General features: G+C 70.7%; 17 protein-coding genes. 13 read left to right on the top strand and 4 right to left on the bottom strand.

Annotated elements, in window-relative coordinates:
• Positions 1-39: 39 nt before the first annotated feature.
• Positions 40-855: a cyclopropane-fatty-acyl-phospholipid synthase family protein gene (locus BFN33_RS45755; RefSeq protein WP_069766154.1), complete on the bottom strand. Its 816-nt coding sequence runs from the start codon at positions 853-855 to the stop codon at positions 40-42.
• Positions 856-995: 140 nt separating this feature from the next.
• Between BFN33_RS45755 and BFN33_RS45760 the strand changes: the two genes are divergently transcribed.
• The 7 genes from BFN33_RS45760 to BFN33_RS45790 all read left to right on the top strand — a co-directional run bounded on the left by BFN33_RS45760 (position 996) and on the right by BFN33_RS45790 (position 8,731).
• Positions 996-1,301: a hypothetical protein gene (locus BFN33_RS45760; protein WP_069766155.1), complete on the top strand. Its 306-nt coding sequence runs from the start codon at positions 996-998 to the stop codon at positions 1,299-1,301.
• 189 nt (positions 1,302-1,490) lie between these two features.
• Positions 1,491-3,734: an MMPL family transporter gene (locus BFN33_RS45765; RefSeq protein WP_069766156.1), complete on the top strand. Its 2,244-nt coding sequence runs from the start codon at positions 1,491-1,493 to the stop codon at positions 3,732-3,734.
• Positions 3,712-4,287 (top strand): GNAT family N-acetyltransferase, encoded by a 576-nt coding sequence (locus BFN33_RS45770; protein ID WP_069766157.1) that lies wholly within the window; start codon positions 3,712-3,714, stop codon positions 4,285-4,287. Before BFN33_RS45765 ends, BFN33_RS45770 begins: the two co-directional genes overlap by 23 nt.
• A 35-nt stretch (positions 4,288-4,322) precedes the next feature.
• Positions 4,323-4,910 carry a hypothetical protein gene (locus BFN33_RS45775; RefSeq protein WP_069766158.1) on the top strand — a complete coding sequence of 196 codons (588 nt, stop codon included), beginning with the start codon at positions 4,323-4,325 and terminating at the stop codon, positions 4,908-4,910.
• Positions 4,911-5,073: 163 nt separating this feature from the next.
• On the top strand, positions 5,074-5,295 hold the full coding sequence (locus tag BFN33_RS45780; RefSeq protein ID WP_370743387.1) for a hypothetical protein: 222 nt from the start codon (positions 5,074-5,076) through the stop codon (positions 5,293-5,295).
• Between the two features lie 137 nt (positions 5,296-5,432).
• On the top strand, positions 5,433-8,492 hold the full coding sequence (locus BFN33_RS45785) for a helix-turn-helix transcriptional regulator (RefSeq protein ID WP_069766159.1): 3,060 nt from the start codon (positions 5,433-5,435) through the stop codon (positions 8,490-8,492).
• A 35-nt stretch (positions 8,493-8,527) separates the two neighbouring features.
• Positions 8,528-8,731 carry a DUF6191 domain-containing protein gene (locus tag BFN33_RS45790; RefSeq protein WP_069766160.1) on the top strand — a complete coding sequence of 68 codons (204 nt, stop codon included), beginning with the start codon at positions 8,528-8,530 and terminating at the stop codon, positions 8,729-8,731.
• Positions 8,732-8,740: 9 nt separating this feature from the next.
• On the opposite strand, the gene BFN33_RS45795 is transcribed toward BFN33_RS45790, so the two are convergent.
• Positions 8,741-9,922, bottom strand: coding sequence for a sorbosone dehydrogenase family protein (locus BFN33_RS45795; RefSeq protein ID WP_079141378.1), 1,182 nt, complete (start codon positions 9,920-9,922; stop codon positions 8,741-8,743).
• Positions 9,923-10,712: 790 nt separating this feature from the next.
• On the bottom strand, positions 10,713-11,711 hold the full coding sequence (locus BFN33_RS45800; protein WP_069766162.1) for an aldo/keto reductase: 999 nt from the start codon (positions 11,709-11,711) through the stop codon (positions 10,713-10,715).
• A gap of 75 nt (positions 11,712-11,786) precedes the next feature.
• Here BFN33_RS45800 and BFN33_RS45805 point away from each other — a divergent pair, with 75 nt between their 5' ends.
• The 6 genes from BFN33_RS45805 to serA all read left to right on the top strand — a co-directional run bounded on the left by BFN33_RS45805 (position 11,787) and on the right by serA (position 21,717).
• On the top strand, positions 11,787-12,737 hold the full coding sequence (locus BFN33_RS45805; RefSeq protein WP_088245529.1) for a 2-hydroxyacid dehydrogenase: 951 nt from the start codon (positions 11,787-11,789) through the stop codon (positions 12,735-12,737).
• A 411-nt stretch (positions 12,738-13,148) separates the two neighbouring features.
• Positions 13,149-16,175, top strand: a complete 3,027-nt coding sequence (locus BFN33_RS45810; RefSeq protein ID WP_069766164.1) for an EAL domain-containing protein — start codon at positions 13,149-13,151, stop codon at positions 16,173-16,175.
• A 219-nt stretch (positions 16,176-16,394) separates the two neighbouring features.
• Positions 16,395-18,239, top strand: coding sequence for an acetolactate synthase large subunit (locus BFN33_RS45815; protein WP_176742641.1), 1,845 nt, complete (start codon positions 16,395-16,397; stop codon positions 18,237-18,239).
• Positions 18,240-18,260: 21 nt separating this feature from the next.
• Complete coding sequence (gene ilvN / locus BFN33_RS45820; protein WP_069766166.1) at positions 18,261-18,788, top strand: acetolactate synthase small subunit; 528 nt, start codon at positions 18,261-18,263, stop codon at positions 18,786-18,788.
• A 111-nt stretch (positions 18,789-18,899) separates the two neighbouring features.
• Complete coding sequence (gene ilvC / locus BFN33_RS45825) at positions 18,900-19,898, top strand: ketol-acid reductoisomerase (protein ID WP_069766167.1); 999 nt, start codon at positions 18,900-18,902, stop codon at positions 19,896-19,898.
• A gap of 229 nt (positions 19,899-20,127) precedes the next feature.
• Positions 20,128-21,717, top strand: a complete 1,590-nt coding sequence (gene serA / locus BFN33_RS45830) for a phosphoglycerate dehydrogenase (protein WP_069766168.1) — start codon at positions 20,128-20,130, stop codon at positions 21,715-21,717.
• Positions 21,718-21,784: 67 nt separating this feature from the next.
• On the opposite strand, the gene BFN33_RS45835 is transcribed toward serA, so the two are convergent.
• Positions 21,785-23,317 carry an MFS transporter gene (locus BFN33_RS45835; RefSeq protein WP_069766169.1) on the bottom strand — a complete coding sequence of 511 codons (1,533 nt, stop codon included), beginning with the start codon at positions 23,315-23,317 and terminating at the stop codon, positions 21,785-21,787.
• Between the last annotated feature and the right edge of the window lie 31 nt (positions 23,318-23,348).

The raw sequence follows: 23,348 nt of genomic DNA on the forward strand, positions 1-23,348 counted from the left end.
GGTACGGCCCCGGAGGACATGTCCTCCGGGGCCGTAGCGTTACTTACGGCGTCCTACGAGCCGTACGAAGCCCAACGACCGCCCCTGGTCGGCCCGTACCATCTCGCCGACGTCACGGGCCATCGTGCGATGGAACTCCTGGGGGCTCTCCTCGGCGATCACGTCGCACCACAGCAGCCAGTCCTTCCAGCCGTCCGGCTGCCAGTCGGCCGTCTCGACCTCGACGGCCCCGCCGCGGGTCCAGTGCCGCCGCCACCAGTCGGCCGAGTGGAAGCACCAGAAGTCGGGCTGCCACCACTCTTTGAGGTGCGCGGGCGGCTCCACGCCCTCGATCTCCTCCCGCATCGCGGGGACGACGATCCCGATCCGCCCGCCCGGCTTCAACAACCGGGTCAGCGTGGGCAGATAGAGGTCATTGGTGCCGAAGTACTGGTACGCGTCGATGCTCATGATCGCATCGAAGCTGCCCTCGGCGAAGGGCAGGTCGTGTGCCTCGGTGTGCACGGGCAGCACCCTGTCGGCGAAACCGGCCTCGGCGATGCGCTTCGCGTTCTCGTCGGGCTTGACCCACAGGTCCGCCGCGGTGACCTGGACGTCGTACTCCCTGGCCAGGAAGACCGAGGTCATCGCCCGGCCGCAGCCCAGGTCGAGCACGCGGGCGCAGGGCCGCAGGGTGTCCAGGCCCAGGGCGGGCCCGAGCCACTCCAGCAGCCACAGCGCGTTCGGGCCCATCTGGTTCTCGATGACCCAGCGGACGTCGTAGCTGTTGCTGCGCGGGTAGCGGGCCTGGGTCAGCCGCCGGGTGAGGTCCTCATTCGAGGGCCCCGTCAGAGGCGGGGTGATGTCGTCTGGCATCGGTGAACGGGCTCCTTGAGTCCGGGGAAACGGAAAGGGATACGGAGGAGCTCGGTCGGACGCTCAAACAACGCACCTGCTTCGGTCGGGGGCCGGACGGGCCCGCGGTCGCTCAGCGGAACACGCTACGCTCGCCCGCCATGAACGGTCCTGCGAATTCCGAGTCGTCCGACATACAGGAGGAGTACGACGGCCAGGTGCTGGACGCCCGGCGGGCCCGCTGGACGGCCTCCGGCACCGGCGCGCTGCTGGCCCTCGCCGGTCTGGCCGCGGCGGCGCTCCGGTTGAGCGGCTCCGCCCCCGCGCTGGTCCCCGCGGCCTACGGACTGGGCGCCGGGGTGTGCGCGCTCGCCGCGGTCCTGGGCTCGCGCGGGCGCACCCGCAGGGCCCTGTGGCTGCTGATCGCCGGCGTGATGGTGATGGCGCTGGGCGACCAGTTCGACTGACGTGACAGAGTGACCGTTACTGTCCTGTGATCTGTCTCGCACTCTTGTGAATAAACGCACGATCGCGATAAACGATCACTTTCCCCTGCAAGAGTGGTCCACGCATTGCTCATGCGTTCTTTGCGGGCCGTTCACACATCAAGGACTGTTCCCGGTCAAAGATCCACAATTCACCCCGGGAGCACGTTCGTGGCAGCCCTTGCACGCTGGTGTGTACGACGCCGCCTTGTCGTCGTTCTCCTGTGGCTGCTCGCCCTCGGCGGGGTGAGCGCTGCCGCCGCCGTCACCGGCTCCGTGTACTCGAACGACTACGAGGTCCCCGGCACCGAGTCGGGCCGCGCCACCCAGCTGCTCCAGGACGGCTTCCCGCACCTCGGCGGCGACAGCGACACGGTCGTCTGGCACCTCACCTCGGGCTCGGTCCGGGACGCCGACGTCGAGCAGACGATGACCGCGACCCTGGACAAGATCGCGGACCTGCCCGGAGTGGCCGCCGTCGTCAGCCCGTACGACGACGCGGGCGCCGCCCGGATCAGCGCCGACGGACACACCGCGTACGCCACCGTCACCTTCGCCGACTCGGCCGAGGACATCGACGCCTCCCAGGCGAAGGCCGTGGTGGACACCGCCAAGGACGCCGAGGCCGACGGGCTCCAGGTGGAACTGGGCGGCAGCGCCGTCGCCCTCACCGAGTCCTCGGGCGGCCATGTCGCCGAGATCGTCGGAGTGCTCGTCGCCGCCGTCGTGCTGTTCCTGGCCTTCGGCTCGCTCGCCGCCTCGCTGCTGCCCATCGCCACCGCCCTGGTCGGGGTGGGCACCGCGTACGCCGGCATCGGGCTGCTCGGGCATGCCATGACCGTCGCCGACTTCGCGCCCATGCTCGGCATGCTGATCGGGCTCGGCGTCGGCATCGACTACGCGCTCTTCATCGTCACCAGACACCGGCGCGGCCTCAAACGCGGACTGAGCGTCGCCGAGTCCGTCGAGAACGCCGTCACCACCACCGGGCGCGCGGTCGTCTTCGCGGGTGCCACGGTTTGCATCGCCCTGCTGGGAATGCTGATCCTCCGGCTCGGCTTCCTCAACGGCGTCGCGATAGCCGCCTCCCTGACCGTCGTCCTCACGGTCGCCTCCTCCGTGACCCTGCTGCCGGCCCTGCTCTCCCTCATCGGCATGCGCGCCCTGAGCCGGCGGGAGCGGCGCCGCCTCGCCGAGCACGGGCCCGAGCCGGAACTGCCGACCGGGTTCGCCCATCGCTGGTCCGCGTTCGTGGAACGGCACCCCAAGCTGCTCGGCGGCATCGCCCTCCTGGTCATCACCGTCCTCGCGCTGCCCACCCTGGGCCTGCACCTCGGCACCTCCGACCAGGGCAACGACCCACGGTCCGCCACCACGCGGCAGGCCTACGACCTCCTCGCGGACGGCTTCGGCCCAGGCGTCAACGGCCCGCTCACGCTGGTGACTCGTGTCGACGGTGCCGAGGACAAGCTGCTCCTCGACAACCTCGACGCCACCATCCGCACCACCGAGGGCATCGCGTCCACCACCCCGGTGACCTACGACACCGGCGGCGACCTCGCCTACTTCACCATCGTCCCCGAGTCCGCCCCGCAGTCCCAGCAGACCAGCGAGCTCGTTGACCGGCTGCGCACCGAGGTGCTGCCGCGCGCGGAGACCGGCACCTCACTCGACATCCAGGTCGGCGGGACGACGGCGTCGTACGACGACTTCGCTGACATCATCGTCGGCAAGCTGCCGCTGTTCGTCGGCGTGGTCATCGGCCTGGGCTGTCTGCTGCTCCTGCTCGCCTTCCGTTCCGTCGGCATCCCGCTGAAGGCAGCCGCGATGAACGTCGCCGCCGTCGCCGCCTCCTTCGGAGTGGTCGTGGCGATCTTCCAGTGGGGCTGGGGGAGCGAACTGCTCGGCCTCGGCCGCGCGGGCCCGATCGAGCCCTTCCTCCCCGTGATCATGGTGTCCGTGCTCTTCGGGCTTTCCATGGACTACCAGGTCTTCCTGGTCAGCCGGATGTACGAGGAATGGCTGGAGACCCGCGACAACCGGCGGGCCGTCCGGGTCGGCCTCGCCGAGACCAGCCGGGTGATCAACTCCGCCGCGGTCATCATGATCTCCGTCTTCCTCGCCTTCGTCCTCAGCGGCGACCGCGTGATCGCCATGTTCGGCATCGCGCTCGCCGCCGCCGTCGCCCTCGACGCCTTCGTCCTGCGCACCCTCCTCGTCCCGGCTCTCATGCATCTGCTCGGCGGCGCCAACTGGTGGCTGCCGGGCTGGCTGGACCGCCGGATGCCCCGTATCAGCATCGAACCTCCCGAGCGCCGCGCCGCGCATGAGAGGCTCACCGATGTCGTGGAGCAGGACGTCGTGGAGCAGATGGAGAGGGAGCGGGACGAGGATGTACGCGATATCCCTGGGTGACGACGGGGCCGAACTGCGGCCCCTGGAGCCGTGGCACGCGGAGGAGTTCCTCGCCAACCTGGAGCGGGGGCGGGAGTTCATCGGGCAGTTCATCCCCTTCGGCTCCCAGGCCGTCGACCTGGCCTCCGCGCGCGAGACACTCCAGCGGTACGCCCGGATGCGCGCCGACGACACCGGCGGCTACCACGGCATCTGGCTCGACGGAAAGCTCGTCGGCGGAGTGCTCACCCTCAACTTCGACGCCGAACAGGGAAACTGCGAGGTCGGCTGCTGGCTGGAGCCCGCCGCGACCGGCCGCGGACTGATCACCCGGGCCATGCGGACACTGATCGACTCGGTGGTCGAGGAGCGCGGTGTCCACCGGGTCGAGTGGGTCGCCGCATCGGGAAACACGGCCAGCATCAACGTCGCCAAGCGCCTGGGAATGACCCGCGACGGAGTCCGCCGTCAGGCCCACCCCTATCGTGGCGTACGGCACGACCTCGAGGTGTGGTCGATTCTCGCCCCCGAGTGGCGTGAAGCACGCGCGCGTGCAGCCCGGAACGATCATTAAGAAACCTCTCAGACAGGATCCGTACGGTGCCCGACATGGGAACGAAGACAGCTGACGAGACCGGCGCCGAGACGGGCGCCAAGGCCACGACCGACGAGGAGAAGGTGAGCGTCGCCAAGACCGACGAGGTGACGGAGGCCGAGGACACCTCGGCCGAGGACACCGCCGCCGACGAGATCGACGACGAGGACGACCTGCCCGAGGCCACCCGGGAGGAGGGCCCCACCGGGGTCGGCCAGGGCGCGGGCGCCGTCGTCTCCGCGGCACTGGGCCTCGTCTCGCTCACCGGCAGCTGGGTCGGCACCGTGGCGTCCGCGCGGCAGTCGCTGGTCGGCCAGCTGCACGCGCAGACCGCGACGTCCTCCGACGTGGCGAAGCTCCTCGACGAGGGCTACGGAGACGCCTGGAAGGCCACCGCGCTCTGGGGCGGCGTCTTCGCGCTGATCGCCCTGGTCGTCGGTGTCGGCGTGCTGGCCCGGCCGGCCTTCGGTGCTCCCGGCAAGCCGCAGGCCACCTGGATCAAGTCCGTCGCCTGGGGCGGTGTCGCGCTCGGTGTGGTCGGCCTGCTCCTGGCCGTCCTCAAGTACACCGACCTTCTGCTGGACCTGCCTTCCGCGAGCTGAACAAGCGCAGGTCACGAGGGGTCTTAGGGCAGCCGTAGGTACCTTACGGAGGCCGTAGGACCCCTCGCGCGCGTCTAAGGCCCCCGCGGCCCGGGAAGATGCGGAACTCTCCCGATGTGGCGGACCCCCCTCGGAGACGAAGGTAGAGGCATCGCAGAAAGCGATGCCCGAAACCGACTCCGACAAGGACGACACCATGTACTCCGCATACGAGATCTCCCAGTACCGTGCCGCCGAACTCCGCCGCCAGGCCGAGCACGAGCGGCTCGTCCGCGAGACGCTGCGCGGCCGCCGCGCCGCCCGTCGCGAAGCCGCCGAGCGCACATCCGAGAGCGATTCGCATACCGGCCGCCCCTGGCGGCACCGGTTCCTCCGCACGGCGTGAGCGCCGGCAGGGAGGACGGCCGTACGGCTCTGCCCGTCCCCGCGGTCACCACCGCGGCCGTCCTCCCGGCAGCCAGGGCCAGTTGGGGAACCGGACCCGCCCCGAAAACGAGTGCCGCGCTGTCGGACCCGCGTGCAATGCTCGGGCTTGTGGAGACCAGGTCCGTCAGTCCCGTGTTCGTCGGCCGCACCGAAGAGCTGAACAGCCTGAACGAAGCGCTCTCCCGCGCCGCCGCGGGAGAGCCTCAGGCGTTGCTGCTCGGCGGTGAGGCCGGTGTCGGCAAGACACGGCTCGTCGAGGAGTTCGCCACCTCCGCCTGCCGTCAGGGCGCGGTCGTCGCCCTCGGCGGCTGCGTCGAGATCGGCGCCGACGGACTGCCCTTCGCCCCCTTCTCCACCGCCCTGCGCGCTCTGCGGCGCGCCCTGCCCGACGAACTGGCCGCCGCGGCCGCGGGCCAGGAGGAGGAACTGGCCAGGCTGCTGCCCGAGGTCGGCGAGGCCCTCCCCGCACGGGGCACCGGCCGGCACGACGAGGAGAGCCTGGCCCGCCTCTTCGAACTGACCGCCCGCCTCCTGGAGCGCGTCGCCGCCGAGCGCACCGTCGTCGTCGCCCTGGAGGACCTCCACTGGGCCGACGCCTCCACCCGCCACCTGCTGGCCTACCTCTTCCGCACCCTGCGCACCGGCCGCCTGGTCGTCCTCGCCACCTACCGTGCCGACGACATCCACCGCCGCCACCCGCTGCGCCCCCTGCTCGCCGAACTCGACCGGCTGCGCACGGTCCGCCGGATCGAACTCGGTCGCTTCAACCGGGACGAGGTCAGCCGCCAGATAGCCGGGATTTTCGCCACCGAGCCGAACCCCACCCAGGTCGACGACATCTTCGAACGCTCCGACGGCAACGCCTTCTTCGTCGAGGAACTCGCCGTCTGCGCCACCGAGGGCTGTGGCGCCGGCCTCACCGACTCCCTGCGCGACCTGCTCCTCGTCCGCGTCGAGGGGCTGCCCGAAAGCACCCAGCGGGTCGCCCGGGTCGTCGCCGAGGGCGGCTCCACCGTGGAGTACCGGCTGCTCGCCGCCGTCACCCGACTCGCCGAGGACGACCTCATCGAGGCGCTGCGGGTCGCGGTGAACGCCAACATCCTCCTTCCGGCACCCGACGGCGACGGCTACCACTTCCGGCACTCCCTGGTCCGCGAGGCCGTCGCCGACGATCTGCTGCCCGGCGAACGCTCCCGCCTCAACCGCCGCTACGCCGAAGCCCTGGAGGCCGACCCCACGCTGGTCCCGGCCGCCGAGCGGGTCATGCGGCTGGCCAGCTACTGGTACCACGCCCACGATGCCGCCAAGGCCCTGCCCGCCGTCCTGGACGCCTCCGTCACCGCCCGCCGCCGGCACGCCTACTCCGAACAACTCCGGCTCCTGGAACGCGCGATGGAGCTGTGGGACACCACCCCCGAGGACGTCAGGGCCGCCCTGCGCCCCGTGGACTACACCGAGGTCTACCCTCCCTGCGGCTGCGACCCGGCCACCACCCCGCTGCGCTACCTCGACCTGATGGCCGAGGCCGCCGTCGCCGGCCGCCTGGGCGGCGAACGCGAACGCGCCCTGAAGATCACCAAGCGGGCGCTGCACCTCCTGGAGGACGACGGGGACCCCCTGCGCGCGGCGTGGTTCTGGGTACAGCGCTCCCATCTCGTCCAGGGGCTGGCCCGCGGCGACGGCTGGGCGGAACTGGCGACCGCCGAAGAGCTGGTGCGCGGCCTGCCGCCGTCCGAGGTGCACGCCGAGGTGCTGGCGAACGTCGCCCACTGGTCCATGGTTCACGTTCCCGGCCCGGAGGCCATGACGGCCGCCGAAAGCGCCGTGGAGTACGCGCGCATGGTCGGAGCCCGCGAGATCGAGATGAACGCCCGGCTCACCCACGCGGGTCTCCTCGTCGAGTCCGGTGGCGTCGAGACCGGGCTCGCCGAGATGTTCGAAATCCTGCGGCAGACAGTCGAGGACGGCATCTCCGCCGTCGCCAGCCGTGTCTACGTGAATCTGCCGAACGCCCTCGAAGCCATCGGGCGCTCCCGGGAAGCCGTGCCGATCCTGGAGGAAGGACTCGGCTACGCCCGGAAGTTCGGCCTGTCCGACAAGGAGGCCTGGATCTGGGGCAACCTCGCCGAGTCCCTCCACTCGCTGGGCCGCTGGGACCGGGCCGCGGAATCCGCCACGAGGGCCGAACTCGTCGGCCGAAGCGCCCAGCCCCGCGGCTTCCACGCCGGCAACCGCGCGGCCCTCGCCCTCGCCCGCGGCGACCTGTCCGAGGCGGCACGCCAACTCACCGCCGCGCGCGGCTACTTCGGTACCCATGACAGAGCCCCTCAGCACGAACTCCCCCTCACCGAACTGGCCATCGGTATCGCCGCCGCCGAAGGCCGCCTCCTGGACGCCCGCGCCGAACTCGAACGCGTCCTGGACGCCGGCTTCCCGCCCGGCACCCAGCGCTATGCCTGGCCCCTGCTGCTCACCGCCGCCACCATGGAGGCCGACGCCCTCGGCCTGCCCGTCGCCGAACGGGACCGCGCGAAGATCCTCCACCGCATCAGGGAGGCCGCCAGGCCCCTCGCCACCAACGCACCCGTCTGGCTGGCCCACGAACGCTGGGTCCGCGCCGAACTGCTGCGCGCCGAGAGCGCCGACACCCCGGACCACTGGTACGAGGCCCTCACCGCCCTCGAGCCCTTGGAACGCCCCTATGACCTCGCCCGCGTCCGCCACCGGCTCGCCCAGGCCCTGCTGTCGGCACCCGGCGGCGCCGAGCAGTCCGACCGCGAGCAGGCCACCGAACTCCTGCGCCTCGCCCACGCCGCCGCCGACCACCTCGGCGCCCGGCCCCTCGCCGACGCCGTCACGCTCCTCGCTCAGCGCGCCCGTCTCACCCTGACCGTCGCGCCGGCCCCCGGCGGGGACGACCCGGTCCGCTCCCTCGGCCTCACCGGCCGCGAACGCGATGTCCTGCGCCTGGTCGCCCTCGGCCGCACCAACCGCCTGATCGCCGAGGAACTCTTCATCTCCCCGAAGACGGCCAGCGTCCATGTCTCCAACATCCTGGCCAAGCTCGGCGTCTCCGGAAGGGGAGAGGCTGCGGCGGTGGCACACCGGCTGGGGCTGTTCCCGGCCGAGGCTCTCCACGCGCCGATCACAGAGTGAGGCGTACGGTGTAGGAGACCGGCAGGGGAGGCTGCATGTTCAACATGTTCGAGGAACTGTTCGCACCCGGCCGCAAGCACACCCGTGACGAGCAGAACCGGCTGGAGCTGACCCGCGAGGACGTCGGCGACGGCGACCCCGGACACGGACCGATAGATCTCACGTCCGGGAAGGTCGTCGTCCGCCGGTCCAAGCCGGACGACGACACCGAGGAGCCCCCGCGGAGCGCGCCCGAATGACGGCTCCGACTAGCTGACCTGTATCTCCAGGATCTTGTCGTCCCCCTCCTTGGGGCTGCCGCGGCCGTCCGTGTTGCTGGTGATGAGCCACAGCTTGTCTCCGCCCGCGGCGACCACCGTGCGCAGCCGGCCGTACTCCCCCTTCAGGAAGGACTGCGGGTCGGCGGAGGCCGCAGTGCCCTTCAGCGGGATGCGCCACAGGCGCTGGCCCTTCAGCCCGGCCATCCAGACGGAGCCCTCGGCGTAGGCGATGCCGCTGGGCGAGGCGTCGTCGGTGTGCCACTGGGCTATCGGGTTGTGGAACTCCTTGTCGTCGGACTTGCCCTCGGCGGTCGGCCAGCCGTAATTGTCGCCCGGCTTGATCGCGTTCAGTTCGTCCCAGGTGTCCTGGCCGAACTCCGAGGCGAACAAACGCTGTTTGGAGTCCCAGGCGATGCCCTGCACATTGCGGTGGCCGTAGGAGTACACGGGGGAGTCCGGGAACGGGTTGCCCGGGGCCGGGTCGCCCTCCGGGGTCAGGCGCAGGATCTTGCCGCCCAGGGATTTGCGATCCTGGGACAGGCCGGTGTTGCCGCTCTCGCCCGTGCCCGCGTACAGCATGCCGTCCGGGCCGAACGCGATCCGGCCGCCGTTGTGGATGAAGCCCTTCGGGATGCCCTTGAAGATGGTGTCGGGAGCGCCCAGTTGCTCACCGGACGCCTTCTGCTCGTCGTAGACCATCCGCACGACGCGGTTGTCCGAGTCGGAGGTGAAGTAGGCGTAGACCATGTGGTCCGAGGCGTAGTCCGGGGACAGCGCGACGCCCAGGAGGCCGCCTTCGCCGGCCGCGGAGACCCCGGAGACCTGCCCCAGCTCCGTCTTCTTGCCGGACTGTCCGTCGACCCGGGTGATCGTGCCGTCGTCCCGTGAGGAGACGAGCAGGTCGCCGTCGGGGAGCGGGGCGAGGCCCCAGGGGGTCTTGAGGTCCTCGGCGATCGTGCGCACCACCTTCACCGAGCCCTTCGCAGGCGGGGTCGCCTCCACGGCCTGCTGGGTGGGGGTCGACCCCGAGGCCGCACCGCTCGACGAGGCGCTGTCGCCGCCGTCGGGCGAGCCACCGCCTCCTCCTCCGCCGTCGGAGGAGCAGCCGGCCGTCAGCAGGAGCGTGGTCGCGGCCAGCACGGCCGTCACAGCTCGACGATGCACGATCATGGTCCCTTCGAAGCGGCGGGTTCTACCTGTCATACACCGCTCGCGCCTCCCAGGTTCCCGATCTCCCGGACCCGATGCGCACACCCGTCCCCACCAGTCCCGCGACGCGTGCGCGGTCGGTGGGCGTGCCGGCCCTGTGGCGCTCGATGGCCGCCAGGTCTGCGGGCCGGTGGATCGTGTGCGGTCGGCAGGCGGTCTGCGGCGCGGGTGTCGTCTGAGGGTCTGCCGGTGCCGCGGGTCCCCGCACAGTTGGCGGGCTTGCTGGTGTGCGGGTGGGGCACCGGCGTTGATGGGTGTGCCGGCCCTGCGGCGCGTGGGTGGCCGGTGGGTCTGCTCGACCCGCGGGCCTGTGGGCAGTTGGCGGGCGCGCTGGTGGGTGCCCGTGTGCCGCCGGCAGGCTGGTCCGCGGCGAGTGTCGTCTGAGGGTCTGCTCGTCGCACGGCCCCTGCGCAGTTGGCGGGCGTGCTGGTCCGCGGCGCGGTCGTCGTCCGGGGGTCAGCTCGTCCTGCGGATCGCGGCGCAGGTGTCGTCCGGGGGGCTCCTCGTCCCACGGGCCCCTGCGCAGTTGGCGGGCTTGCTGGTCCGCGGCGCGGTCGTCGTGCGGGGGTCAGCTCGTCCTGCGGATCGCGGCGCAGGTGTCGTCCGGGGGGCTCCTCGTGCCACGGGCCCCTGCGCAGTTGGCGGGCTTGCTGGTCCGCGGGTCTTGGGCCGCTGGGGGGGCTGATGGTCCGCGGGTGGGCGCTGCGGCTGGGGCCGCTGGTTTGTCCGGCGGGCCCCGTCAGCAGAGACGCTAGTCCCACGACCCCTGTGCCGGCGGCAGTTGCGCCACCTCGGTGAGGTCCTGGACGGTCAGCCGGAGGGAGGCCGCCGCCGCGTTCTGCGTCACCCACCGCTCCTGCTTGGCCCCGGGCACCGGGACCACGTGAGTGCCCTGGGCCAGCACCCACGCCAGCGCCACCTGTGCCGGGGTGACGCCCTCCCCGTGCCGGGCCGCGATGCGGCGCAGACCGGAGACGATCGGCTGGTTCGCGGCCATCATCTCGGCGGTGAAGCGGGGATGGCGGGCGCGGACGTCGTCCGGTTCGAAGCCCTCGCCCGGGGTCAGGGTGCCGGTCAGGAAGCCGTTGCCGAGGGGCATCGCCGCCAGAAAGCCGATGCCGCGCGCCCCGCACCACGGCAGCAGCGTCTCCAGCGCCTCCGGCGACCACACCGACAGCTCCGCCTCCACCGCGCTCACCGGGAAGACCTGCTGGACCCGCTCCAACTGCCGGATCGTCGCGTCGTACAGCCGCCTGCCGGAGCGGCGCCCGCCGCGCGCTCCCATCGCGCAGAGCCCCAACGACCGTACTTTTCCGGCCTGTACGAGCTCCGCCATCGCACCCCAGGTCTCCTCGACCGGAACCTCGGGGTCCTCGCGGTGCAGCTGGTAGAGGTCGATCACATCGGTCTGGAGCCGCCGCAGGGACGCGTCACAGGCCCGTCTCACATAGCCGGGGCGGCCGTTGGCCACGATGTGCTGCTCGCCCACCAGCAGACCGACCTTCGTCGACACGAAGGCGTCCCCGCGCCGCTCCTTCAACACCCGCCCGAGCAGCAGCTCGTTGGTGAACGGGCCATACATGTCGGCCGTGTCCAGCAGCGTCGAGCCCAGATCGAGCGCCCGGTGCACGGCCCTGACCGACTCGTCGCCCCGCTGCCGCGACCCGCTGTAGGCCCAGCTCATCGGCATGCACCCGAGTCCGACGGCTCCCACCGCGAGCGCCGCCGCGCCGATCTTCCTGCGCTCCACCTGCTCGTGACCCTCCCTCTTCCGGCCCCCAACCTAACCTCTGGGCTCCAGGGCGCCTGACATAGCCTCCTGACCATGAGTGCTGACGTGTGGCTTCCCATCCCGCCCGACGACATCGAGGGGCTCCCCGAGGGCCCCGACTACCACTTCTGGAACGGCGAGGAGGACTTCCCGGCGGACCCGGCCGACTGCGCGTACTACGTCGTCCCCTACATGAAGCCGCTGGATGTCGTCCTGCGACCGATGCCCCACCTGAGCTCCGTCGAGGTCGTGCAGACGCTGTCGGCCGGCGTCGACAACGTGAAACCCGGCCTGAGGCATCTGCGTCCCGGCGTGCGGTTGTGCAACGCGCGCGGTGTCCACGAGGCGAGCACCGCCGAACTCACGCTCACCCTGGTCCTCGCCTCGCTGCGCGGGGTTCCCGACTTCGTGCGGGCCCAGGACAAGGGGGAGTGGCGCGCCGGCTTCCGGCCCTCGCTCGCCGACAAGAACGTCCTCATCGTCGGCTACGGCTCGATCGGCTCCGCCATCGAGGACCGGCTCGTACCGTTCGAGGTCGCGCGGGTGGCGCGCGTCGCGCGCTCCGCGCGCACCACGGAGCGCGGCCCGGTGCACCCGCTCACCGAACTGCCCGCCCTGCTCCCCGAGGCGGACGTCGTCATCCTGTCCACGCCCCTCGACGAGACCACGCGTCACCTGGCCGACGCCGACTTCCTGGCCCGTATGAAGGACGGCGCGCTCCTCGTGAACGTCGCCCGCGGCCCGGTCGTCGACACCAAGGCGCTGCTCGCCGAACTGGAGACCGGCCGCATCACCGCCGCCCTCGACGTCACCGACCCCGAGCCGCTGCCCCCGGGACACCCCTTGTGGCAGGCGCCGGGCGTACTGGTCAGTCCCCATGTCGGAGGACCCACCTCGGCGTTCCTGCCGCGTGCCAAACGCCTGTTGGTGGACCAGCTCAACCGCTATGTGAACCAGGAGCCCTTGCGCAACGTGATCCTTACGACGGGTTCGGAGAACGCTTAGACCCACGGAGCAACAGGCGCGCAATCCGCTTCCGGTACCCTCCGCAATCTTCCGGACGCGATCCGTGGCCGCATCGCCGCTGGTCGTCACGGAGCGTAGAGGAACTATGTCCCTGAGTGACGAGACTGGTGTATCGTCCCGACAGGGGCAGCGCCGCGCACCGTTCGGCGCCGGGGATGGACATTGCAGAATGTGAGGGGGGCGACGGGCGATGCACGGCCTATGGACCAACGATCCGACGCGGCGGGGCCGCCGGCTCCGACCCTGGCACACGGCCGCGCGCAGACGCGGCCACCATGCCGGTCACGGCGGTCACCACAGCCCTCATCACCGCAGGCACAGCAGGAGGCATGCGCACCCGGCGCACCAGGATCCCTGGGACCCCGGAGCGGCGCGGACCGGGAGGACCCGGTGAGCTCGCCTCCCTCTCCCACGACCACCCTCGACGGAGCGCTGCGGGCCCGGCCCACGAGGGCGGCGCTGCTGCCTTCCCGGCCGCCGGTCCTCCGTGGCGGGTCGAGCCTGGTCCACCAACTCCTCCTCGCCCTGGTGTGCGCGGGATACGCCCTCGGTTCCGCGCTCGGCTGGGGCTCGTCCGAAGTCGCCCTGATCATGGGTGACTTCGGGCTGAGCGCCGCGGCGGGCACCGCCGCCGTGTCGTGCTTCCTCTACGCCCGCGACCGTCGGGTCCGGTTCCGGCAGGCCTGGCTGCTCTTCGCGCTCTCCTCGACCATGGCGTCGCTCGGCAACCTGATCTGGGGGTGGTACGAGGTCGTCCTGGGCCGGGACGTGCCCAGCCCGAGCTACGCCGACCTGTTCTTCCTGTGCTTCGCGCCGCCCGCGATCGTGGGTCTGCTGGTCCTCGCCAAGCGGCCGGTGACGAAGGCGGGCTGGGTCTGTCTCGGCCTGGACTCCTGGCTGATCGGCGGCTCGCTCCTCACGCTGTCCTGGAGCCTCGCTCTCGCCCAGGCGGCCAAGTCGGAGGGACCCAGCGTCGCGCACACCGCGCTGTCCCTGGCGTATCCACTGCTGGACATCGCCCTCGTCAGCATGGTCCTCGCGCTGCACTTCCGGCGCTCGGCGGTCAACCGCACCGCGGTGAACACCGCGATCGGCGCGCTCGCCCTGACCGTGATGTGCGACGCCCTGTTCACCTCGCCACTGCTCCACAACAACTACCGCTCCGGCCAGTTGCTGGACGCCGGATGGTTCGCCGGCTCCCTGCTCCTCGCCTACGCCCCCTGGGCCGCGCCCCGGCGCCCGGACGGCGACCGGCAGCGACCGGCCGGGCGCACGCGCGTGGTGCACGAACACCTGCCCAGGCCGCGCTTCGGGAGCTGGCGCCACCCGTCCACGCAGGGAGTGCAGGGCCCGCAGGGAGCCCAGGGAGCGCAGGCCGGTGACCACAGCCGGTATCCGGCCACCCGGCCCATCACCGGATCGCTGGCCGCCCTCACCCCGTATCTCGCCGCCGCGGTCTGCACGCTGGGGATCCTCTACAACGTCCTCAACGGCCGCAGCGTGGACCGCGTGGTGCTCCTCACCGGCGGCACCGTCGTGCTCGCCCTCGTGGTGCGCCAGGGCATCATGCTGCTCGACAACATCACCCTCACCCAGGAACTCGCGCAGAAGGAGAACCACTTCCGCTCCCTGGTGCAGGGCTCGAGCGACGTCATCATGATCGCCGCACCCAACGGCATCCTCAGGTACGTCTCCCCGGCCGCCGCGGGGGTCTACGGCCGCTCCGCCGAGGAACTCGTGGGCACGGAACTGGCCGGCCTCATCCACCCGGAGGATCTGGGCTGCGTGGTGCACGAGGTGCGCCGGTTCCTCGCCGCCAGCCCTCTCGAAGAGCCCACCACCCGCATCGAGTGCCGTTTCCGGTCCGGCGACGGCGGCTGGCTCAACGTCGAGTCCACCGTCAACCGTCACCACGGCGGCCTCATCTTCAACAGCCGGGACGTCACCGAAAGAGTGCGCCTGCAGGCGCAGCTCCAGCACAACGCCGAGCACGACCCGCTGACCGACCTGCCCAACCGCGCCCTGTTCACCCGGCGCGTCCAGCAGGCCCTGTCCGGCCGCCGTTCCTCCGACCGCGGCACGGCCGTCCTCTTCATCGACCTGGACGGCTTCAAGGCCGTCAACGACACGATCGGGCACCAGGCCGGGGACGAGCTGCTCGTCCAGGCCGCCCGCAGACTCCAGGACGCGGTCCGCTACGGGGACACCGCCTCCCGGCTCGGCGGGGACGAGTTCGCCGCACTGATCGTCGGGGACGGCACCCGCGACCGCACCGCCCGCGAGGGCCACATCCTGGAGCTCGCCGACCGCCTCAGGGTCACGCTCTCGCAGCCGTACCTCATCGACGGCAACGATGTCCGGGTCGCCGCCTCCATCGGCGTCGCCTTCGCCGAACCCGGCCTCGGGGCGGGCGAGCTCCTGCGCAACGCGGACCTCGCGATGTACCGCGCCAAGGCGGGCGGCAAGGGTCGCGTCGAGCTCTACGCGCCCCAGATGCAGCAGGACGTCGTACGAAAGGCGGAGCTGGCCACGCGCCTGCGTGCCGCACTGCACGACGGCGAGTTCGCCCTGCTGCACCAGCCCGTCGTCCGCCTGGAGGACGGCCGCATCGCCTCGGTCTCCGCGCAGGCGCGCTGGCGCTCCTCCCAGGGAGTGCTGTTCACGCCGGCCGAGTTCCTGCGGGTGGCCGAGGACAGCGACCGTACGCAGGAGCTGGGCCGCTGGATCCTGGAGGAGGCCGTCGAACAGGCCGCCGAGCGGGCCGCGACCGGGCTCACCGTGCCCGTGGCGGTCCGGATGAGCGCCCAGCGACTGCTGGACCGCTCGCTGCCCCTCGGTTCCGTCGAGGCGCTGCTGACCCGGCACGGGCTGCCGTCCGGCTCCCTGGTCATCGAGCTCTCCGACGCCGACCCCCGGGTCTCGCTGGACGAGTTGGAGCGCCGGCTGACCGCGATCCGGCGCGTCGGCGTCCGGATCGCCCTGGACGGCTTCGGCAGCGGCTACGCGGCGATCACCGCGCTGCGCAAACTCCCCGTGGACGTACTGAAGCTCGACCGCAGCCTGGTCGAGGGCGTCGTGGAGTCCGCCAGACTGCACAAGATCACCAGCGGGCTGCTGAGGATCGCCGGGGACCTCGGCCTCCAGTCCGTGGCCGACGGCGTGGACCTCCCGGAACAGGTCGTCGCCCTGCGGGCGATGGGCTGCACCCACGGACAGGGCATGGCCTTCTCCGCACCCCTGGACGAGTACCGGTTGCGCAGGGCGCTGGCCTCGGGCCACTACCCGGTGCCGCACGGCCCCGCCGAACCCGCGTTCGCGGGAGGCGGCGCGGAGGTGTACACCAGTGGTGTGTCCTCGGTCCTCGGAGGCGGCACAGCCCTGCGCTCACATAATGAGACTCCCGTCCCACCTACTTGACACCACATGCGTGCCGGGGGGAGGGTCAGTGCCATGCGCACCCGAATTCTCGTACTTGGAAAGCGCGTCGGCTGACGCTGAGCCCTCGATCGCTCAGCGACCCCACCCGGCGCGCTCCCCTCGCTTGCCTTACGGCACGAGGGGTTTTTTGTTGCACAGGCACCAGTCGAACACCGCACAAACTTCGCAAAAACCCTCAGCATCGAGAAGAGAATGACGATGACCGAGCAGGCCACCGGGGCCCATCCGCAGCCGCGGCCCCGATCCGGAGGACAGCAGTCCGCCCCCGAGCACGTCACGGGCGCGCAGTCCCTCATCCGCTCTCTCGAGGAGGTCGGCGCCGAGACCGTATTCGGCATCCCCGGCGGTGCCATCCTTCCGGCGTACGACCCGCTGATGGACTCCACCCGGGTGCGGCACGTCCTGGTCCGTCACGAGCAGGGCGCGGGCCACGCGGCCACCGGTTACGCGCAGGCCACCGGCAAGGTCGGCGTCTGCATGGCGACCTCGGGCCCCGGTGCCACCAACCTGGTCACCCCGATCGCGGACGCCCACATGGACTCGGTGCCGCTCGTGGCGATCACCGGGCAGGTGGCCTCCAAGGCGATCGGCACGGACGCCTTCCAGGAGGCGGACATCGTCGGCATCACCATGCCGATCACCAAGCACAACTTCCTCGTCACCAAGGCCGAGGACATCCCGCGCGTCATCGCGCAGGCCTTCCACATCGCCTCCACCGGCCGCCCCGGCCCGGTCCTGGTCGACATCGCCAAGGACGCCCTCCAGGCGAAGACGACGTTCTCCTGGCCGCCCGTCATGGACCTGCCCGGCTACCGCCCGGTGACCAAGCCGCACGCCAAGCAGATCCGCGAAGGCGCCAAGCTGATCACCCAGGCCAAGCGGCCCGTCCTCTACGTCGGCGGCGGTGTCATCAAGGCCGGCGCCACCGCCGAGCTGAAGGTCCTCGCAGAACTCACCGGAGCTCCCGTCACCACCACCCTGATGGGGCTCGGCGCATTCCCCGACAGCCACCCGCTGCACGTGGGAATGCCGGGCATGCACGGTGCGGTCACCGCCGTCACCGCGCTGCAGAAGGCCGACCTGATCGTCGCCCTCGGTACCCGCTTCGACGACCGCGTCACCGGCAAGCTGGACAGCTTCGCCCCGCACGCCAAGATCGTCCACGCCGACATCGACCCGGCCGAGATCGGCAAGAACCGCGCCGCCGACGTGCCGATCGTCGGGGACGCCCGCGAGGTCATCGCCGACCTGGTCCAGGCCGTCCAGAAGGAACACAGCGAGGGCCACAAGGGCGACTACAGCGCCTGGTGGAGGGACCTGTCCCGCTGGCGCGAGACCTACCCGCTCGGGTACGACCTGCCCGACGACGGCTCGCTCTCCCCGCAGCAGGTCATCGAGCGGGTCGGGCAACTCGCCCCGGAGGGCACCATCTTCGCGGCGGGCGTCGGCCAGCACCAGATGTGGTCCGCGCACTTCATCCAGTACGAGAAGCCCGCCACCTGGCTGAACTCCGGCGGCGCCGGAACCATGGGCTACGCGGTCCCGGCCGCGATGGGCGCCAAGGCCGGCATGCCGGGGAACACGGTCTGGGCGATCGACGGCGACGGCTGCTTCCAGATGACCAACCAGGAACTGACCACCTGCGCCCTGAACAACATCCCGATCAAGGTCGCCATCATCAACAACGGCGCCCTCGGGATGGTCCGCCAGTGGCAGACCCTCTTCTACAACCAGCGCTACTCCAACACCGTGCTCCACAGCGGCCCCGAGGACGTCAACCCCGACGCCAAGGGCACGCGCGTGCCGGACTTCGTGAAGCTGTCCGAGGCGATGGGCTGCGTGGGCCTGCGCTGCGAGCGCCCGGAGGACCTGGACAAGGTCATCGCCGAGGCGAACTCCATCAACGACCGCCCCGTCGTCGTCGACTTCATCGTCCACGAGGACGCGATGGTGTGGCCGATGGTCGCCGCCGGCACCTCCAACGACGAGATCATGGCCGCCCGGGACGTCCGCCCCGACTTCGGCGACAACGAAGACGACTGAGCGAGAGAGACGTAAAAGATCATGTCCAAGCACACGCTCTCCGTCCTGGTGGAGAACACCCCGGGCATCCTCGCCCGGATCGCCGCGCTGTTCTCCCGCCGCGGCTTCAACATCGACTCGCTCGCGGTCGGTGTCACCGAGCACCCCGAGATCTCGCGGATCACCATCGTGGTCACCGTGGTCGAGGAACTGCCGCTGGAGCAGGTGACCAAGCAGCTCAACAAGCTCGTCAACGTGCTGAAGATCGTCGAGCTGGAACCCGGCTCGGCCGTACAGCGCGAACTCGTTCTGGTGAAGGTGCGCGCCGACAACGAGACGCGCTCCCAGATCGTCGAGATCGTCCAGCTGTTCCGCGCCAAGACCGTCGACGTCTCCCCGGAGGCCGTCACGATCGAGGCCACCGGCAGCGGTGAGAAGCTGTCCGCGATGCTGAAGATGCTGGAGCCGTTCGGCATCAAGGAGCTCGTCCAGTCGGGCACCATCGCGATCGGCCGCGGCGCCCGTTCGATCACGGACCGCTCGCTGCGCGCGCTCGACCGCAGCGCGTAGGACCGGGTACGGGCGGCTCCGGCCGCCCGTATACCGAGACCCCGAAACCTCATCTCAGCCCGCCGTCATACGGTGGGACGCAACACCTGCAGACCAAGGAGAGAACCCAAAGTGGCCGAGCTGTTCTACGACGCCGACGCCGACCTGTCCATCATCCAGGGCCGCAAGGTCGCGGTCATCGGTTACGGCAGCCAGGGCCACGCCCACGCGCTGTCGCTCCGTGACTCGGGTGTCGACGTGCGTGTCGGCCTGCACGAGGGCTCCAAGTCCAAGGCCAAGGCCGAGGAGCAGGGCCTGCGCGTGGTGACGCCGTCCGAGGCCGCCGCCGAGGCCGACGTCATCATGATCCTCGTCCCGGACCCGATCCAGGCCCAGGTCTACGAGGAGTCCATCAAGGACAACCTGAACGACGGCGACGCGCTGTTCTTCGGCCACGGCCTGAACATCCGCTTCGACTTCATCAAGCCCCCGGCGAACGTCGACGTCTGCATGGTCGCCCCCAAGGGCCCGGGCCATCTCGTCCGTCGCCAGTACGAGGAGGGCCGCGGCGTTCCGTGTATCGCGGCCGTCGAGCAGGACGCCTCCGGCAACGCCTTCGCGCTCGCGCTGTCGTACGCCAAGGGCATCGGCGGCACCCGTGCCGGCGTCATCAAGACGACCTTCACCGAGGAGACCGAGACCGACCTGTTCGGTGAGCAGGCCGTTCTCTGCGGTGGTACGGCCGCGCTGGTCAAGGCCGGTTTCGAGACGCTGACCGAGGCCGGCTACCAGCCGGAGATCGCGTACTTCGAGTGCCTGCACGAGCTGAAGCTCATCGTCGACCTCATGTACGAGGGCGGCCTGGAGAAGATGCGCTGGTCGATCTCCGAGACCGCCGAGTGGGGCGACTACGTCACCGGCCCGCGGATCATCACGGACGCCACCAAGGCCGAGATGAAGAAGGTCCTCGCCGAGATCCAGGACGGCACCTTCGCCCGTGAGTGGATGGCCGAGTACCACGGCGGTCTGAAGAAGTACAACGAGTACAAGCAGAAGGACGCCGAGTCCCTGCTGGAGACCACCGGCAAGCAGCTGCGCAAGCTGATGAGCTGGGTCGACGAGGAGGCGTAAGCCTCAGGCCACGGGGCCGGAGCGGACAGCTCCGGCCCCGTTGTCCAACCCGTCGCATCACGGACGGGTGATCCTTCCGCGGAGGCGAGGGACGACCGTCCTGGCGCCACTACACTGCCGTATACATACGCGTCAGGCCCACAACGTCGTGCGTCTTCCACGCGGCCAGTACCCTCCACCGCCTGCGGCCGTCGGGACGGCCGTCCGCAATGGACCTGTGAGGACTCACGTGAGCTCGAAACCCGTCGTACTCATCGCTGAAGAGCTGTCGCCCGCGACTGTGGACGCGCTTGGCCCCGACTTCGAGATCCGGCACTGCAACGGAGCGGACCGAGCCGAACTGCTCCCGGCCATCGCCGATGTCGACGCGATCCTGATCCGCTCCGCCACCAAGGTGGACGCCGAGGCGATCGCCGCCGCCAACAAGCTGAAGGTCGTCGCACGAGCCGGCGTCGGCCTGGACAACGTCGACGTCTCCGCCGCCACCAAGGCCGGCGTGATGGTCGTCAACGCCCCCACCTCGAACATCGTCACCGCCGCCGAGCTGGCCTGCGGTCTCCTCGTCGCCACCGCCCGCCACATTCCGCAGGCCAACGCCGCGCTGAAGAACGGCGAGTGGAAGCGCAGCAAGTACACGGGCGTGGAGCTCGCCGAGAAGACCCTCGGTGTCGTGGGTCTGGGCCGGATCGGTGCGCTGGTCGCCCAGCGCATGTCCGGCTTCGGTATGAAGGTGGTCGCCTACGACCCCTACATCCAGCCCGCCCGCGCCGCCCAGATGGGCGTCAAGGTGCTGTCCCTGGACGAGCTGCTCGAGGTCTCCGACTTCATCACCGTCCACCTGCCCAAGACGCCCGAGACCGTCGGTCTCATCGGCGACGAGGCGCTGCGCAAGGTCAAGCCGAGCGTGCGCATCGTCAACGCCGCGCGCGGCGGGATCGTCGACGAGGAGGCGCTGTACTCCGCCCTCAAGGAGGGCCGGGTCGCCGGCGCCGGTCTCGACGTGTACGCGAAGGAACCCTGCACGGACTCCCCGCTCTTCGAGTTCGACCAGGTCGTCGCCACCCCGCACCTCGGCGCCTCCACCGACGAGGCCCAGGAGAAGGCCGGTATCGCCGTCGCCCGCTCGGTGCGCCTCGCCCTCGCCGGTGAGCTCGTGCCCGACGCGGTGAACGTCCAGGGCGGCGTCATCGCCGAGGACGTCAAGCCGGGCCTGCCGCTCGCCGAGCGCCTCGGCCGCATCTTCACCGCGCTCGCCGGTGAGGTCGCGGTCCGCCTCGACGTCGAGGTGTACGGCGAGATCACCCAGCACGATGTGAAGGTGCTGGAGCTGTCCGCACTCAAGGGTGTCTTCGAGGACGTCGTCGCCGAGACGGTGTCGTACGTCAACGCCCCGCTGTTCGCCCAGGAGCGCGGCGTCGAGGTGCGGCTGACGACCAGCTCGGAGTCGGCCGACCACCGCAACGTCGTCACCGTGCGCGGCACGCTCGGCAGCGGCGAGGAGGTGTCGGTCTCCGGCACGCTGGCCGGCCCCAAGCACCTCCAGAAGATCGTCGCGGTCGGTGAGTACGACGTCGACCTGGCCCTCGCCGACCACATGGTCGTCCTGAAGTACGAGGACCGTCCCGGCGTCGTCGGCACGGTCGGCCGTATCTTCGGCGAGGCCGGAATCAACATCGCCGGTATGCAGGTGTCGCGGGCGATCGCCGGTGGCGAGGCGCTCGCCGTCCTCACCGTCGACGACACGGTGCCCGCGGGTGTGCTGACCGAGGTGGCCGAGGAGATCGGGGCGACGTCGGCCCGTGCGGTGAACCTGGTCTGACGCTTCACGACAGGCGGCTGGGCGGACCGGGAGATCCCGGTCCGCCCAGCCGCTTTCTCATGCGAGTTCATGCGAGTGACTTCTCCGGTTCCGGCTCCGGTGCCTCCTCGCGCACCTCGACTCCTCGCAGCGTCAGCGCCGCCAGGCCCGCCGCCCCGACCAGCAGCACCGCCCCCGCGATCGCCGCGCCCTGCATTCCGCTGGTGAACGCCTCCCGGGCCGCCGTCGCGAGGCCCGGGAACCGGTCGGCCACCGCGAGCGCCCCGCCCAGCGTCTCCCGCGCCGCATCCGGCGCCGAATCCGGCATCTCGTGGCGGTAGACCGCCGTACCGATGGAGCCGAGCACCGCCATGCCGAGGGCGCCGCCGAACTCCGCGCCGGTCTCCATCAGGGAGGACGCCGAGCCGGCCCGCTCGACCGGGGCGCTGCCCATCGCGAGGTCCGTGATCTGCGAGATCACGGTGACGACGCCGACGGCGAGGACACCGCACGCGGTCAGGACCAGTGCCATCGAGTCCGTGCCGGTGAAGGCCAGCAGCGCGTAGCCGACAGCGCCGATCGCGAAGCCGGCGGTGACGACGTGGGCGCGGTCGACGCCCCTCTGGACCAGGGAGGTCGCGAGCGGGGCCGCGGCGCCGATCGGCACCGAGGGCAGCAGCGCCCACAGGGCCGCCTCCAGCGCGCTCTTGCCGAGCACCGACTGCAGATACTGCGTGGTGAAGTAGGCCGAGCCCATCATCGCGAACGAGGAGATGAGGTTGAGGGCGACGGAGGGCCCGAAACCGCGGCCGCGGAACAGGGCCGGCGAGATCATCGGTGAGGCCGTGGTGCGCTGGCGGTGCACGAAGAGGACCGCGAAGAGCAGACCGACGGTGATCGAGACGACGTAACGGACGTTCCAGCTCTCGGACGGGATCTCCTTGAGGCCGTAGACGACGGGCAGCACCGCGGCCATCGACAGCGGCACGCTCAGCCAGTCGAACCGGCCGGGCGAGGCGGCCTTCGACTCGGGCAGCAGGATCGGGCCGAGGACCAGGAGCAGGACCATCGCGGGCAGGTTGACCAGGAAGACCGAGCCCCACCAGAAGTACTCGACCAGCACACCGCTCATCACCGAACCGAGCGCGATCCCGGCCGTCATCACGCCGGACCACATGCCGATCGCCTTCGCGCGCTGGCCGGGGTCGGTGAACATCGTGCGGATCAGCGCCATCGTCGACGGCATCAGGGTCGCGCCGCCGATGCCGAGGACGGCTCGGGCCGCGATGAGGGTCTCCGCGCTGTTCGCGTAGGCGGCGATCAGCGAGGCGGTGCCGAAGGCGACCGCGCCGATGAGCAGGAGCCTGCGGCGGCCGATGCGGTCGCCCAGGGAGCCCATCGTCATCAGCAGGCCGGCCAGGACGAAGGCGTAGATGTCGAAGATCCACAGCTGCTGGGTGCCGCTCGGCTTCAGGTCCGCGCTGATCGCCGGGATCGCGAAGTAGAGGACGGAGACGTCCATCGAGACCAGGAGCAGCGGAAGCATCAGGACGGCGAGGGCGGTCCATTCACGGCGGCCGGCGCGGCCGGACGGGGTGGTGGTGCTCGTCGGGTTCGTCATGGCGGTGACTATACGGTCGTCTTAAACGCTT

Source organism: Streptomyces sp. LUP47B (assembly GCF_001746295.1).
Classification (GTDB): domain Bacteria; phylum Actinomycetota; class Actinomycetes; order Streptomycetales; family Streptomycetaceae; genus Streptomyces.